Raw genomic sequence first — 14,121 nt, 5'->3', positions numbered from 1 at the left:
ATCCCGCTCAGGTCCCTAGCGCGGCGACCTCCTGGTTTTCTTCGGCATCACTGCCGGGAATGAAGGCGTGGAAGGCGGCAAGCGCGGCGGCGCGGTAGGTATCCCGTTCCTGGAAGATCTCGTGGCGGGCGCCGTTGATCGGCACCAGCTGGCCGGCGCGGAAATAACGCGAGAGGCGCTCCTGCGCGGTGTAGGGCACGACGCCGTCACGCGTCGGAGCGATGACGATGGTCGGGATGGTGATCGAGAAGAGATGGTAGGGCGAGGTGACCCGGTCCATCGTGCGAAAAGCCTCGCTCAGCCAGCGGGCCGTCGGCGGCCCGAGTGTCAGCTCCGGATGGGCCTTCATCATCGCGACATTGCGCTCGAAGCGGGTTTCGTCCGAAGTCAGCGGGTTGTCGCGGAAATCCGGCTCTTTCAGTTTCGAGGTCAGCGGCAAGGAACCAAGACCAATGGCCGTCAACGTGCCAGCCAGGGCGCGGATGACGCGGGGCGAGGCCGACTGGCCGGTCAGGCCGATAAAGGGCGCCGACAGCACCATACGATCGATACGGGTGGTGAGATAGGGAGCGGCTGAGAGTGCGATCAGCCCGCCGGTGGAATGGGCGAGCAGATAGAAGGGCAGGCGGGTATCCGGCAGCACCACCTTTTCGAGGAAAGTGTCCAGATCACGTTCGTAATCGACGAAGCGGCGGATATGGCCGTGATTGCGGCGCTTCAGGAGCCGCGACGAACCGCCCTGACCGCGCATATCGAAGGTGGCGACCCAGAGACCTCTAGCCGTCAGGTCGCGGATCGTTTCGAAATATTTCTCGATATATTCATTGCGACCGTGCAGGATGACGACCGTGCCCTTGGCGACCTGGGCGCCGGAGCGGAAAACGGCGTAACGCAGGCGGTGGCCGTCATGGGTTTCGAAGAACCCCTCCGTGCGGTTCTCCGGGGCGGGATTGTCGGGCGTCGAATAGAGAACCTGATCCATGATTTTGCCAATGCGCCGCTGCTGACTGCTTCGCCTATTAGAGCGCCGTGCGTCCCTTCGGAAAGGACGCTCTAACTCCCTGAATCTACGCATCGTGCTTCCGGAAATCGATTCCGATTTTCGGAAGCACGATGCGTTAGGGATAACCCATGCCATCCGGCTTGGAAAGCGGCGACCCAGCAACGCTGTAAGCGCGAAAAGGGCCGGCAGGAGCATGAGGGTGCTCACAGCCGGCCGAGTTTGAGGCTGAAGAAGAAGGGACGATGCACTCCAGCCATCGGGACCAGATTCACCCGACACTGCGATCTCTAGGCGCAGGCGCCTGAATGCGCTCCGAACCGGCTGTTCATGCGGGGTTCACGGGGCCGGTCGGGCGATTTCGGGAAGGCCTTGAACTCTCCAAATCCCATCACCATCTCCTTCCTGCGGGTGCCGAAGAGGGCCCGCGCAACCGTCCCGAGGCCGCCAAAGATGGGGTTTCAGGGGCATTTCATCGCAACACGTCGCTTCCACAGGAGGACATCATGCGTCACGTAGACTTCTCTCCCCTTTATCGTTCCACCGTCGGTTTCGACCGGCTCTTCACCATGCTCGACAGCCTTGCCCAGCCGGAGCAGGCGCAGACCTATCCGCCCTATAATATCGAGCGCACCGGTGAAAATACCTATCGGATCACCATGGCGGTTGCCGGTTTCGACGAGACCGAACTTTCGATCGAAGCCCATGCCCATGTGCTGTCCGTCAAGGGTGAAAAGGCCGAGGAACCTGCCGAAAGCGGCGAATTCCTTTACCGCGGCATTGCCAAGCGCGCCTTCGAGCGCCGCTTCCAGCTTGCCGACCATGTCGAGGTGACCGCCGCTTCGCTGAAGAACGGCCTGCTGCACATCGACCTTCTGCGCAATATTCCCGAGGCCATGAAGCCCCGTAAGATTGCGATTGCCGCAGACCCGGTCGAGGCTCCGAAGGCCATCGAGGCGCAGATCATCAACGACTAATTATTCCCGTGACAGGTAAAAGAACGGCGCTCCATCGGGGCGCCGTTTTTTGTTGCCGGTCAGGCCGGGCTGGCGGCTTCCTTTATCTCTTTTTCCGTTGCGCGGCGGGCCGCGGCGGCCGCGTATTTCTGGGCGATGACGGCGCAGACCATCAGCTGGATCTGATGGAAGAGCATTAGCGGCAGAACGATTGCGCCGATCGACTGGCCTGAAAAGATGACGTTTGCCATCGGCACGCCGCTTGCAAGACTTTTCTTCGAGCCGCAAAAAGTGATGGTGATCTCGTCGGCCTTGTTGAAGCCGAGCCGGCGGCTGCCGAACATCGTCAGCACCAGCACGATCCCCAGAAGGACCATATCGGCGACGATGACGACGGCGATGTCGGCGATCGAGAAGGTGTGCCATAGACCTTCGACCACCGCCGTCGAGAAGGCGAGATAGACGACCATCAGGATTGAGCCGCGGTCGACGGGCATCAGGATCTTTTTCTTGGCGCGAATCCAGTCGCCGATCCAGGGCTGCAGGATCTGGCCGACGATGAAGGGGGCAAGCAGCTGCAGCAGGATCTGCTGCAATGCGTCGAAGGAGAAGCCGCCATGGCCGCCGACGGAAAACAACAGGCCGACGAGCAGCGGCGTCAGGAACATGCCGAAAATGTTGGAGGCCGAGGCCGAGCAGATAGCGGCAGGCACGTTGCCGCCGGCCATCGAGGTAAAGGCGATCGAGGACTGCACCGTCGACGGCAGCACGCAGAGGAAGAGGATGCCGAGATAAAGCGGCTGCGGCAGGATCGTGTCGGGAATGAAGCCGAGCCCGAGGCCGAGCAGGGGAAAGATGCCGAAGGTGGTCAACAGGATGACGAGATGCAGGCGCCAGTGCAGCAGACCCGCAATGACGACGTCACGCGAGAGGCGGGCGCCATGCAGGAAGAATAACAGCGCGATGGCAAGATCGGTGGCGATGCCGAAATAGCCGGCGAAGGCCCCGCTTGCCGGAAGCAGCGAGGCGAGGATGACCGTGCAGACGAGCAGGATGGTGAAGGTGTCGGGCAGAAAGCGGCGCATGGCAGTCTCGCGGCGTGATAAACAGTCCTTGTTTTGTCGTCCATTACGATCCAGGATGCAAGGAATAACAGTTATCGAGAAACTGGATATCCATGCTGGACCTTTCGCAATTGCGCAGTTTTGTCGCCGTCGAGCAGATGGGCAGTTTTACGCTCGCCGCCGAAAGGCTTGGCCTCGGCCAGTCGACGGTCAGTCAACACATCCAGCGGCTGGAAGCCACACTCGGGCGCAAGCTCCTGGCACGCGATACGCATAAGGTCATCCTGACCGGCGATGGCGAGGCGCTGCTGTCGCACGCGCGCAGCATGCTTTCGATCGAGGGGCAAGTGCAGTCGCTGTTTAGGGGCAACAGCCTGCGCGGCAGCCTGCGGCTGGGGGTATCGGAGGATTTCGTTACCAGCCAGCTGCCGGCGGTGCTGGAGGATTTCGTTCGTTCGCATCCATCCGTCGACCTGGAACTGACCGTAGCACTATCCGGCGTCCTCTATGAAATGCAGGACAATGGCGAGATCGATCTGGTGCTCGCCAAACGCCGGCTCGGCGATGACCGCGGAAAACTCGTCTATCGTGAGCCGCTCGTCTGGCTGGCGCGCGATCCTGACCGTGTGCTCGCCTCCGGCCCGCTGCCGCTGATCGCCTTTCCGCCGCCGAGCGTCACACGGGCGATTGCGCTGGAGGCGCTGGGGCGGAATGGTGTGGCGTGGCGGATCGTCTGCACGTGTGGGAGCCTCAGCGGATTGACGGCGGCGGCGCGGGCCGGCATGGGCGTGCTGGTGCAGCCGCGCAGCATGGCGCCCTCGGGCCTGAAGGAGATCGCTGCTGGAAAACTTCCGGTGCTGGAAGAGGTGGAATTCGTGCTGGTGCCGCGCAAAGGCGCGGATCAGGCGCTGGTCGCCGCCCTTTCGGACGATATTCTGCAGAAGGTGAGAAGGCTGACGTCAGTGTGAGCCACGACCGTCACCGAAAGACCCGCCGGAGGCAGGCCTCGGAAGATGGTCAGGCGGCCAGGCACTTGAGAAAACCATCGACGTCGGCTTCCGTCGTCGCAAAGCTGGTGACCAGGCGGATCAGGATTTCGTTTTCGGAAACCAGTTCGGGCGCTGCCGCCGGCAACGGCCATTCGTAGAATTTAGCGCCTTTTTCCTCGGCGGTTTTAGCCGCATGTTTGCTGACGACGGCAAAGACTTCGTTCGAAGCAGTTGGCCAGGCGAGGCGGGCGGCGTTGCTGGCGCCGATGCCGGCCCGCAGCCGGTCGGCCATGCCGTTCGAATGGCGGGCGAGATCGAGCCAGAGGCCGTTTTGGAAATAGGCATCGAACTGGGCGGCGATGAAACGCGACTTGGAGAAGAGCTGGGCGGCGCGCTTGCGGATGAAGGGCATTTCGCGCGCCTGATCCGGGTTGAAGAAGACGATCGCTTCCGCACACCAGCAGCCGTTCTTGGTGCCGCCGAAAGACAGCATGTCGACACCGCGCTTCCAGGTCATCTCCGCCGGTGTCGCATCGAGTGCGATCAGCGCATTGGCGAAGCGGGCGCCATCCATGTGAAGCGGCAGCTTGCGCTTCCTCGATATGGCGGCGATCTCGCCGATCTCCGGCAGCGAATAGACAGTGCCGATCTCGGTCGTCTGGGTGATGGTCACCGCGCTGGCACGGCCATGACGAAGGGCGTCCTCGGGGAAGTTCGCGATCTTTGCTGAAAGCCTGGCCGGATCGATCTTGCCGGCTTCGCCGTCGACGGCCATGAGGCGGGCGGAGCCCGAGAAGAATTCCGGCGCGCCGCATTCATCTTCGATCACATGGGCTTCCGAATGGCAGAAGGTGATGCCGCCGGGGCGCTGGACGCTCGCCAGCGCCAGCGAGTTGGCGGCTGTGCCGGTGGCGACGAAGAAAACCGAAACCTCACGTTCGAAGATCTCGCAGAAGCGGGCTTCGACCTTTTTGTCGAGATCGCCGGCGCCATAGGCGGGAGCATATCCGGCCGATTCCGCCAGCAGGCGTTCGGCAATGGATCTGTGGGCGCCGGCCCAATTATCGGAAGCAAAGAACATGGCTGAGACCGTGGGGAGTGGATGCGCTGGGAGGTTCGCAGCGGACCTTACGCCAAAGCCGCACGGGATCAAGGTTGTCGCCTTTGACACATCACGAAAATTGAATAACGCAATCAATAAAAAGAATGAGGCTTCAAAGCGTAATTTTATTTCGCATTCGGGGTTTATCTGGCAATCTTCCGTCGCAAAATCACGATTTTTAACGGGACGCTCTTGCGGACCGAGATCGTTTCTGGCATAGAACTGATGAATTAGGACAGTGTTGCTGTCCTATTTTGGCCCTTGTGGCCGAAGAGGCGCCGAAAACCCTGGCAGCGACGGGCTTTCACGCTATAGTTCTCCCAAGCGTCAAGCCCCAGGCGGCGCGCGGAGGCGAATGGCAGGCGCGGAACGCGACGGTTTGCTTTCCTTGTAAGCAGATGTCTGCGGCCGATCTTCACCATGCAACAGCGCTGTCATGCGCCGAACCTATTTTGGTTGCGGCGCAGGACGAAAAGCCACCCGCGGCCCCGCGGGCTTCGACAGGAGGAAAGATGATGACGAAGACGCCATCCATGGAATTTGACCGGTTTGCTGCTGCAGAGGTGCGCGCCACGGCCAATACGTCCAAATCCGCCTCCGGCATGCCGAAGAAACAAGGCCTCTACGACCCGCGCAACGAACATGATGCCTGCGGCGTCGGTTTCGTCGCGCATATGAAGGGCCAGAAGTCGCACCAGATCGTCAAGGACGGCCTGTTCATTCTCGAGAACCTGACGCACCGCGGCGCCGTCGGCGCCGATCCGCTGATGGGTGACGGCGCCGGCATTCTGGTGCAGATCCCCGACCGGTTCTTCCGTGAGGAAATGGCCGCGCAGGGCATTACCCTGCCACCGGCCGGCGAATATGGTGTCGGTCATATCTTCATGCCGCGCGATGAAAAGCAGATCGAGCACTTCAAGAAGGTGATCAGCGACGTCATCACCGAAGAGGGCCAGGTCTTCATCGGCTTCCGCGATGTGCCGGTCGATAATTCTTCGCTCTCCAAGGCGCCCGACATCGCTGCCACCGAGCCGCATCATGTGCAGGTCTTCATCGGCGCCGGCGACGATGCCGAAAACAACGACGAGTTCGAGCGTCGGTTGTTCACGCTGCGCAAGGTGATTTCCAACCGTATCTATGACGAGTTCGACGGCGAGGAGAGCAATTTCTATCCGGTGTCGCTGTCGTCGGCGACGGTGGTCTACAAGGGCATGTTCCTGGCCTATCAGGTCGGCGTCTATTACAAGGACCTGTCGGATCCGCGTTTCGAAAGTGCGGTCGCCCTCGTGCACCAGCGCTTCTCGACCAACACCTTCCCGTCGTGGAAGCTCGCGCATCCCTACCGCATGGTCGCCCATAACGGCGAGATCAATACGCTGCGCGGCAACGTCAACTGGATGGCGGCGCGTCAGGCGTCGGTCTCCTCGCCGTTGTTCGGCGAGGACATCTCCAAGCTCTGGCCGATTTCCTACGAGGGCCAGTCGGACACCGCCTGCTTCGACAACGCACTCGAATTCCTGGTGCGCGGCGGTTATTCGATGGCGCATGCGGTGATGATGCTGATCCCGGAAGCCTGGGCCGGCAACCAGTCGATGGCCGCCGAACGCAAGGCCTTCTACGAATATCATGCGGCACTGATGGAGCCCTGGGACGGGCCGGCCGCCGTCGCCTTCACCGATGGCAAGCAGATCGGCGCGACGCTCGACCGCAACGGCCTGCGGCCGGCGCGTTACCTCGTCACCGATGACGACCGCGTCATCATGGCATCCGAAGCCGGCGTGTTGCCGGTTCCGGAGGAGAGGATCATCCAGAAATGGCGTCTACAGCCGGGCAAGATGCTGCTGATCGACATGGAAGAAGGCCGCATCATCTCCGACGACGAGGTGAAGTCGCAGCTCGCGACAGCGCATCCCTATCGCAGCTGGCTCGACCGGACCCAGCTGATCCTGGAAGAGCTGAAGCCGGTGGAGCCGAGAGCGTTGCGCCGCGACGTGTCGCTGCTCGACCGTCAGCAGGCCTTCGGCTACACGCTTGAGGACACCCGCATCCTGATGTCGCCGATGGCGACGACCGGCCAGGAGGCGATCGGCTCGATGGGCACGGACACGCCGATCTCGGCGATGTCGGAAAAGCCGAAGCTGCTCTACACCTATTTCAAACAGAACTTCGCGCAGGTGACGAACCCGCCGATCGACCCGATCCGCGAAGAACTGGTGATGAGCCTGGTCTCCTTCATCGGGCCGCGGCCGAACATTCTCGACCACGAAGGGGCGGCGAACGCCAAGCGGCTCGAAGTGCGTCAGCCGATCCTTACCAACGGCGATCTCGAAAAGATCCGCTCGATCGGCCATACGGAAGACCGTTTCGACACCAAGACGCTCGATTTCACCTATGATATCGAGCGTGGTGCTGCCGGCATGCCCGAAATGCTCGACCGGCTCTGCGAACGCGCGGAAGCGGCCGTCAAGGGCGGCTATAACATCATCGTGCTGTCCGATCGCCAGATCGGGCCGGATAGAATCGCTATTCCTGCATTGCTGGCGACAGCCGCCGTACATCATCACCTGATCCGCAAGGGGCTTCGCACCTCGGTCGGTCTCGTCGTCGAAACCGGCGAGCCGCGCGAAGTGCATCATTTCTGCCTGCTCGCCGGCTATGGCGCCGAGGCGATCAACCCCTATCTCGCCTTCGACACGCTGCTCGACATGCATGCCAAGGGCGAGTTCCCGAAGGAGGTGGATGCTTCCGAAGTCGTCTACCGCTACATCAAGGCGGTCGGCAAAGGCATCCTCAAGGTGATGTCGAAGATGGGCATCTCGACCTACCAATCCTATTGCGGCGCGCAGATCTTCGATGCGATCGGCCTTCAATCGGAACTCGTCGACAAGTATTTCTTCGGAACCGCGACGATGATCGAAGGCGTCGGCCTCGAGGCGATCGCCGCCGAGACCGTCGACCGCCACAACGCCGCCTTCGGCACGGATCCGTTACTTGCCACGACGCTCGATATCGGCGGCGAATATGCCTACCGCATGCGCGGCGAAAGCCATGCCTGGACGCCGGATGCGGTCGCCGCCCTTCAGCATGCCGTGCGCGGCAATGCCGAGGACCGCTACCGCGAATTCGCCGATATGGTGAACAATTCGGCGCTGCGCATGAACACGATCCGCGGACTGTTCAACATCAAGAGCGCCGAGGCGCTCGGCCGCAAGCCTGTGTCGATCGATGAGGTCGAGCCGGCGGTTGATATCGTCAAGCGCTTCTCGACAGGCGCGATGTCCTTCGGCTCGATTTCCAGAGAGGCGCATACGACGCTGGCGATCGCCATGAACCGGATCGGCGGCAAGTCGAACACCGGCGAGGGCGGCGAAGAGTCCGACCGCTACATGCCGCTGCCCGATGGCTCGATGAACCCGGAACGTTCGGCGATCAAGCAGATTGCCTCGGGTCGCTTCGGCGTCACCACCGAATATCTGGTCAATGCCGACGTGCTGCAGATCAAGGTGGCGCAGGGCGCCAAGCCCGGCGAAGGCGGCCAGCTGCCCGGCCACAAGGTCGATGCGACGGTCGCCAAGACCCGTCACTCGACGCCGGGCGTCGGCCTGATTTCGCCGCCTCCGCACCATGACATCTATTCGATCGAAGATCTGGCGCAGCTGATCTACGATTTGAAGAACGTCAATCCGACCTCTGACGTTTCGGTCAAGCTGGTCTCGGAAGTCGGTGTCGGCACGGTTGCAGCCGGCGTCGCCAAGGCGCGCGCCGACCATATCACCGTCGCCGGTTTCGACGGCGGCACGGGTGCGTCGCCGCTGACCTCGCTCAAGCATGCCGGCAGCCCCTGGGAGATCGGCCTTGCCGAAACCCAGCAGACGCTGGTGCTGAACGGCTTGCGTTCGCGCGTCGCGCTGCAAGTGGACGGCGGTCTGAAGACCGGCCGCGACGTCATCATCGGGGCGCTGCTCGGCGCCGACGAATTCGGTTTTGCCACCGCGCCGCTGATTGCGGCCGGCTGCATCATGATGCGCAAGTGCCATCTCAACACCTGTCCGGTGGGTGTGGCGACACAGGATCCGGTGCTGCGCAAGCGCTTCAAGGGCGCGCCGGAGCACGTCATCAACTACTTCTTCTTCGTCGCCAACGAAGTGCGCGCAATCCTCGCCTCGCTCGGGTTCACCCGGCTCGACGAGATCATCGGCGCTTCGGAGCTGCTCGAGAAGGACGAGATGCTGTCGCACTGGAAGGCCAAGGGCCTCGACTTCAGCCGCATCTTCCACAAGGTCGACGCCCCCAAGGGGGAGACCTTCTGGACGAGCCGGCAGAAGCACCCCATCGACGATATTCTCGACCGCGTGCTGATCGAGCAGGCACAGCCGGCACTGACCGCCAAGACACCCGTTGCCTTCGAGGTCGGCATCAAGAACGTAGACCGTTCAGTGGGCGCGATGCTTTCCGGCGAGGTCGCCAAGCGTTACCGCCACCGCGGGCTGAAGGAAGACACGATCAATGTGACGCTTCGCGGCACGGCGGGCCAGAGCTTCGGCGCTTTCCTGGCGCGCGGCGTCACTTTCAACCTGATCGGCGACGGCAACGACTATGTCGGCAAGGGGCTTTCGGGCGGCAAGATCATCATCCGGCCGCCGGAAAATTCGCGGATCGTCGCTGAAAACTCGATCATCGTCGGCAATACCGTGCTTTACGGTGCGACCGAGGGCGAATGCTACTTCCGCGGTGTGGCCGGCGAACGTTTCGCCGTGCGCAATTCGGGTGCGATCGCCATCGTCGAAGGTGTCGGCGACCATGGCTGCGAATATATGACCGGCGGCGTCGTCGTTGTGCTCGGCGCGACTGGCCGCAACTTTGCGGCCGGCATGTCCGGCGGTGTCGCCTATGTGCTCGACGAAACCGGCGATTTCGCCAGCCGCTGCAACATGGCGATGGTCGAACTCGAGCCGGTGCCCGAGGAGGATGACATGCTGGAGAAACTGCATCATCACGGCGGTGATCTCATGCACAAGGGACGCGTCGACGTCTCGGGCGACATGACGCGCCACGACGAGGAGCGCCTCTACCAGCTGATCTCCAACCATCTGCACTATACGGGCTCGGCCCGCGCCAAGCAGATCCTCGACAGGTGGGCCGATTACCGACCGAAGTTCCGCAAGGTCATGCCGGTCGAATACCGTCGTGCGCTTGAGGAAATGGAGCGCAGCCGGATGGGCATTGCCGCGGAATGATGTGCACCGGGACAGCCGTCATCCGCTGACCTGATGTGGCGGATGACGGACACATCCCGACGACCCCGTGATGCCGACGGCGGAAAGCCGTCCAGATCGCACGGATGTTTCAGAGGACATGTTCCAATGACGGTCAAGAGAAGCAACTTGCCCCGGTTACCGGGACTGACGATAGACAGATTGGCTGCGGTGAGGCGGTCATGAGGGTAAGGGACGAAGATATGGGTAAGGTAACAGGGTTTCTGGAAATCGACCGGCAGGTGGCGAAGTATCAGCCGGCGTCGGATCGTATCCGTCATTTCCGTGAGTTCACGATCCCGATGTCGGACCCGGAAGTGCAGAAACAGGCCGCGCGCTGCATGGACTGTGGCATCCCCTATTGCCACGGCCCGACCGGCTGCCCGGTTCATAACCAGATCCCCGACTGGAACGACCTTGTTTATAACAACAATTGGGAAGCGGCGATCCACAACCTGCATTCGACCAACAACTTCCCGGAGTTTACCGGCCGCGTCTGCCCGGCGCCCTGCGAGGAAGCCTGCACTTTGAATCTCGAGGATGCGCCGGTCGCCATCAAGACGGTCGAGCAGGCGATCGCCGACAAGGCCTATGAACTCGGCTTCATCCGGCCGCAGCCGGCAACGGTCCATACCGGCAAGAAGGTCGCCGTCATCGGCTCCGGCCCTGCCGGCATGGCGGCCGCCCAGCAGCTCGGCCGCGCCGGCCACGAGGTGCATCTCTACGAACGCGAGACCAAGCCCGGCGGCCTGCTGCGGTACGGCATTCCCGATTTCAAGATGGAGAAGAACTTCATCGACCGCCGCGTCGAGCAGATGAAGGGCGAGGGCGTCACCTTCCATTGCGGCGTCAATGTCGGCGTCGACGTCAAGGTCGAGCAGTTGCTCGCCGATCACGATGCCGTTCTCTACTGCGGTGGCTCCGAGACGCCGCGCGAGGCGGGTATTCCGGGAACGGACCTTGCCGGTGTGCATGATGCGATGCCCTATCTGGTGCAGCAGAACCGCCGCGTCGGGCGTGAGAACATCGACAGCGTCGGCTGGCCGTCGGACCCGATCCTTGCCGGCGCCAAACATATCGTCGTCGTCGGCGGCGGCGACACGGCTTCGGACTGCGTCGGCACGGCGTTCCGCCAGGGAGCCGTCAAGGTCACCCAGCTCGACATCCGGCCGCAGCCGCCGGAGAAGGAAGACAAGCTTGCCGTCTGGCCCTTCTGGGCGACGAAGATGCGCACCTCCTCCTCGCAGGCCGAGGGCGCCGTGCGCGAATTCCAGGTGGCGACACTCGAATTCGTCGGCGAAGACGGCGTGTTGACCGGGGTGAAATGCTGCGAGGTCGACGAGCGCCGGCGGCCGGTTCCGGGCACGGAATTCGTCATCCGCGCCGATCTCGCCTTCATCGCCATCGGTTTCCGCGGCCCGTTCACGACAAGCGTGCTGAAGGAACTCGAGGGCAAGCTGACGCTAAACACCGACAAGCGCGGCTCGACCAATGTCGTCGCCAACGAGCGCGACTACAAGACCTCGGTCGACAAGTTCTGGACAGCGGGCGACGTGCGCCGCGGCCAGTCGCTGGTGGTTTGGGCGATCCGCGAAGGTCGCCAGGCGGCGCGTGCCATCGACGAGGCATTGATGGGCTCGACGGTTCTGCCGAACTGATCGCAGGGCGCATAGAGATTCCGAGACAAGAACTCCGCCCTCCGGCGGAGTTTTTTGTTTGGGATATACGCTGGTGCGACCGCTTGACGCGCCGGCCTCCGCCGCAAGCTTCAAGCAATGCCGGGAAGCGAGGTTTTCCGCCGGACGCCGAGTTCAGGAAGAGCCGGCGGCGACCGGAGCGGAGGCCCCCCGCCGTTTCGGCCGCATAGGCATTTCATCAGGATTTTTCAAATGGTTTCAGCAGTTGACACCACCCGGCTGGTTTCGGCCCAATATGCCCTGAAAAACCTTCGCGGCCCCGGCGACGACAGTTCGCAGGATACGCAGAGTTCGTCGGCCGCCAGTATCCTGAGCAGCTACGGGCTCGATTCGAGCTCCGCCTCGCTGCTTTCCAACCAAGCCCTGTCAGGATTGCTCGACACTCTTTCATCCCAGAACGAGACGTCCGATGAGGCCGACGTGACCAGCGCCTCCTTCATGTCGATGCTGAAGCAGCAGTTGCAGGATGCCGCTGCGGCGGAAGGTGAGAGCGGCAAGGCCCACGACATGCTGGCCGCGCTGGCAGCGGGCACACTGACCGTCGCCGATCCGACGCAGGGCGTATCGATCACCGCCTGGGATGTCGACGATCCCGATGAGGCCGATACCGAAAGCAGGGCCGGCAAGGAGATCGATGTCAGCGGCTGGAGCGACTATCTCGATGCGCATCTCGAACGCGGCGCCGACGGCGCTTTCGTCAAGCAAAACGGCAGCTATATCGACCAGACGACCGACAGTAACGCCTTCTTCGGCCTGATCGGCTCGAACTACTACTATTTGAGTTGGCCGCAGGCGAAGACGACGTAAATGGGACGTAACCGAAGGCTGCCGCGACTTTTCATTTCACCGAGACTTCGGCCGGCGTCTTTGCCGCAGGCAGGCGGTAATCGTCGACGCGGCCGGGTGGTGCGGCCGTCATCTCGCCCTGCTCCACCAGAAGGTCGCGGGGCGATCGCGTCAAAACCATCGGTGGTGGCCCGGCGCCGAGAAGCTCGGCGCCGCCGTCGAGATTGGGGTCGGAGAGGCTGATCGGCACGGTATGTTCGACCGGATTGGCGGGGAGGCCGAGACCGGGGAGACTGCTGGAGTCGAGGCGGACCAAATCGGGGCTTGCCTGCGTGCCGAGAAGACGTCGCGCAGGTTTTTCCACGTAGAAGGCAAGCTTGCGCCGGCCGGCCTGGGTCAGGTTGATGCCATCGGAGGTGCGCAGGCGCACCTGCTGGCCGTTCACATCCGAACCGGTGACGATGAAGCTGCCGTTTTCAGCGACGAAACCATCCCAGATGTCGACGAATTCGCCGCCGATGCTTTCGACCTGGTTGCGGTAGAGCTGGTTCATCTGAACGGCATCTGCGGTCATCTGATCGGATTCGAAGGCGGGAAGGCCAACCCAGAGCAGCGGAATCTTCCGGTCGGTGACCTCCTTACCGAAAGAAAGGACCCGGCGGCGATATTCGGAAAACCAGCCGTCGGTGCGGAACTTCTCCTTGGCGGTATCGGTCACCATCTGCTGGCGGTCGTTGGCGCCGATCATGACGACGACCATTGCCGGCTTCAGTTCGTCGATCATCTGCGGCAGCTGTTCCGGCCAGTTATAATAATCATCGCGGACGAGACCCGATGAGACATTGCCGCGGGCTTCGACGACGACCCCGGGCGAGGTCTCGAAGGCGGCGGTCAGGCCGTCGCCGAGGCCGCTGGCCAGGAAATCGCCGACGATCAGGATTTTCTTGGCATCGCCGAGCTTCTGTACCGCAGGCTCCTCTTGCACCGGCGCACGGAGCGGCGGCGCGGTGCGGGTGTTGACGATGGCCTTCGGTGCTGGTGGTTTCTTGCGCTGCTGGCGCCTCGGCTGCGGTGCGTCGGGAGTCTGAGGGCTATCCTCGAGGTAGCGCCGGCCGAGGAAGAAGTCGAGGATCGAACGGCGCTGATAACGCTGCTGCTCCTGAGCCTCGGCCATACGCACAGGCGTAAGCGCGCCAAGGCACAGCGAAGCCGCCGCCAGGGCGAGCACAAGCCAACGGATTGGGGTCCGGACAGTTTTCTTCGTCATGGGCA

General features: G+C 62.4%; 9 protein-coding genes. 5 read left to right on the top strand and 4 right to left on the bottom strand.

The genetic code is table 11. The features are described 5' to 3' along the window. Positions 1–7: 7 nt before the first annotated feature. The gene (locus RLEG4DRAFT_RS29545) at positions 8–982 is read right to left on the bottom strand and encodes an alpha/beta fold hydrolase (protein WP_003582282.1); all 975 of its coding nucleotides are present in this window, start codon (positions 980–982) and stop codon (positions 8–10) included. Positions 983–1,506: 524 nt separating this feature from the next. On the opposite strand from RLEG4DRAFT_RS29545, the gene RLEG4DRAFT_RS29540 reads away from it, so the two are divergent. Continuing rightward, complete coding sequence (locus tag RLEG4DRAFT_RS29540) at positions 1,507–1,977, top strand: Hsp20 family protein (protein ID WP_003582280.1); 471 nt, start codon at positions 1,507–1,509, stop codon at positions 1,975–1,977. 59 nt (positions 1,978–2,036) lie between these two features. Here the strand turns inward: RLEG4DRAFT_RS29540 and RLEG4DRAFT_RS29535 are convergent, their stop codons facing one another. After that, on the bottom strand, positions 2,037–3,041 hold the full coding sequence (locus RLEG4DRAFT_RS29535) for a bile acid:sodium symporter family protein (RefSeq protein WP_003582278.1): 1,005 nt from the start codon (positions 3,039–3,041) through the stop codon (positions 2,037–2,039). Between the two features lie 92 nt (positions 3,042–3,133). Between RLEG4DRAFT_RS29535 and RLEG4DRAFT_RS29530 the strand changes: the two genes are divergently transcribed. Continuing rightward, positions 3,134–3,988, top strand: coding sequence for a LysR family transcriptional regulator (locus RLEG4DRAFT_RS29530; RefSeq protein ID WP_003582276.1), 855 nt, complete (start codon positions 3,134–3,136; stop codon positions 3,986–3,988). A 49-nt stretch (positions 3,989–4,037) separates the two neighbouring features. On the opposite strand, the gene RLEG4DRAFT_RS29525 is transcribed toward RLEG4DRAFT_RS29530, so the two are convergent. Next, positions 4,038–5,090, bottom strand: a complete 1,053-nt coding sequence (locus RLEG4DRAFT_RS29525; RefSeq protein ID WP_003582274.1) for a threonine aldolase family protein — start codon at positions 5,088–5,090, stop codon at positions 4,038–4,040. Between the two features lie 533 nt (positions 5,091–5,623). On the opposite strand from RLEG4DRAFT_RS29525, the gene gltB reads away from it, so the two are divergent. The 3 genes from gltB (at position 5,624) to RLEG4DRAFT_RS29510 (ending at position 12,870) form a co-directional block, all read left to right on the top strand. After that, positions 5,624–10,348 carry a glutamate synthase large subunit gene (gltB, locus tag RLEG4DRAFT_RS29520; RefSeq protein ID WP_003582272.1) on the top strand — a complete coding sequence of 1,575 codons (4,725 nt, stop codon included), beginning with the start codon at positions 5,624–5,626 and terminating at the stop codon, positions 10,346–10,348. Positions 10,349–10,569: 221 nt separating this feature from the next. Further along, complete coding sequence (locus tag RLEG4DRAFT_RS29515; RefSeq protein WP_037094344.1) at positions 10,570–12,024, top strand: glutamate synthase subunit beta; 1,455 nt, start codon at positions 10,570–10,572, stop codon at positions 12,022–12,024. A gap of 231 nt (positions 12,025–12,255) precedes the next feature. Then, the gene (locus tag RLEG4DRAFT_RS29510) at positions 12,256–12,870 is read left to right on the top strand and encodes a hypothetical protein (protein ID WP_003582268.1); all 615 of its coding nucleotides are present in this window, start codon (positions 12,256–12,258) and stop codon (positions 12,868–12,870) included. A 31-nt stretch (positions 12,871–12,901) separates the two neighbouring features. Here the strand turns inward: RLEG4DRAFT_RS29510 and RLEG4DRAFT_RS29505 are convergent, their stop codons facing one another. Next, the gene (locus RLEG4DRAFT_RS29505; protein WP_003582265.1) at positions 12,902–14,116 is read right to left on the bottom strand and encodes an SGNH/GDSL hydrolase family protein; all 1,215 of its coding nucleotides are present in this window, start codon (positions 14,114–14,116) and stop codon (positions 12,902–12,904) included. Positions 14,117–14,121 lie beyond the last annotated feature (5 nt).

This window comes from Rhizobium leguminosarum bv. trifolii WSM2297 (assembly GCF_000271845.1).
Note: the sequence above shows the minus strand (reverse complement) of the source record. Positions and strands in the feature narration are given on the sequence as shown.

Bases quoted from the DNA above. Each gene is read 5' to 3' on its own strand.
- RLEG4DRAFT_RS29510 (WP_003582268.1), top strand. From the start codon at position 12,256: ATGGTTTCAGCAGTTGACACCACCCGGCTGGTTTCGGCCCAATATGCC.
- RLEG4DRAFT_RS29535 (WP_003582278.1), bottom strand. From the start codon at position 3,041: ATGCGCCGCTTTCTGCCCGACACCTTCACCATCCTGCTCGTCTGCACG.
- RLEG4DRAFT_RS29540 (WP_003582280.1), top strand. From the start codon at position 1,507: ATGCGTCACGTAGACTTCTCTCCCCTTTATCGTTCCACCGTCGGTTTC.
- RLEG4DRAFT_RS29530 (WP_003582276.1), top strand. From the start codon at position 3,134: ATGCTGGACCTTTCGCAATTGCGCAGTTTTGTCGCCGTCGAGCAGATG.
- RLEG4DRAFT_RS29505 (WP_003582265.1), bottom strand. From the start codon at position 14,116: ATGACGAAGAAAACTGTCCGGACCCCAATCCGTTGGCTTGTGCTCGCC.
- RLEG4DRAFT_RS29525 (WP_003582274.1), bottom strand. From the start codon at position 5,090: ATGTTCTTTGCTTCCGATAATTGGGCCGGCGCCCACAGATCCATTGCC.
- gltB (WP_003582272.1), top strand. From the start codon at position 5,624: ATGATGACGAAGACGCCATCCATGGAATTTGACCGGTTTGCTGCTGCA.
- RLEG4DRAFT_RS29515 (WP_037094344.1), top strand. From the start codon at position 10,570: ATGGGTAAGGTAACAGGGTTTCTGGAAATCGACCGGCAGGTGGCGAAG.
- RLEG4DRAFT_RS29545 (WP_003582282.1), bottom strand. From the start codon at position 982: ATGGATCAGGTTCTCTATTCGACGCCCGACAATCCCGCCCCGGAGAAC.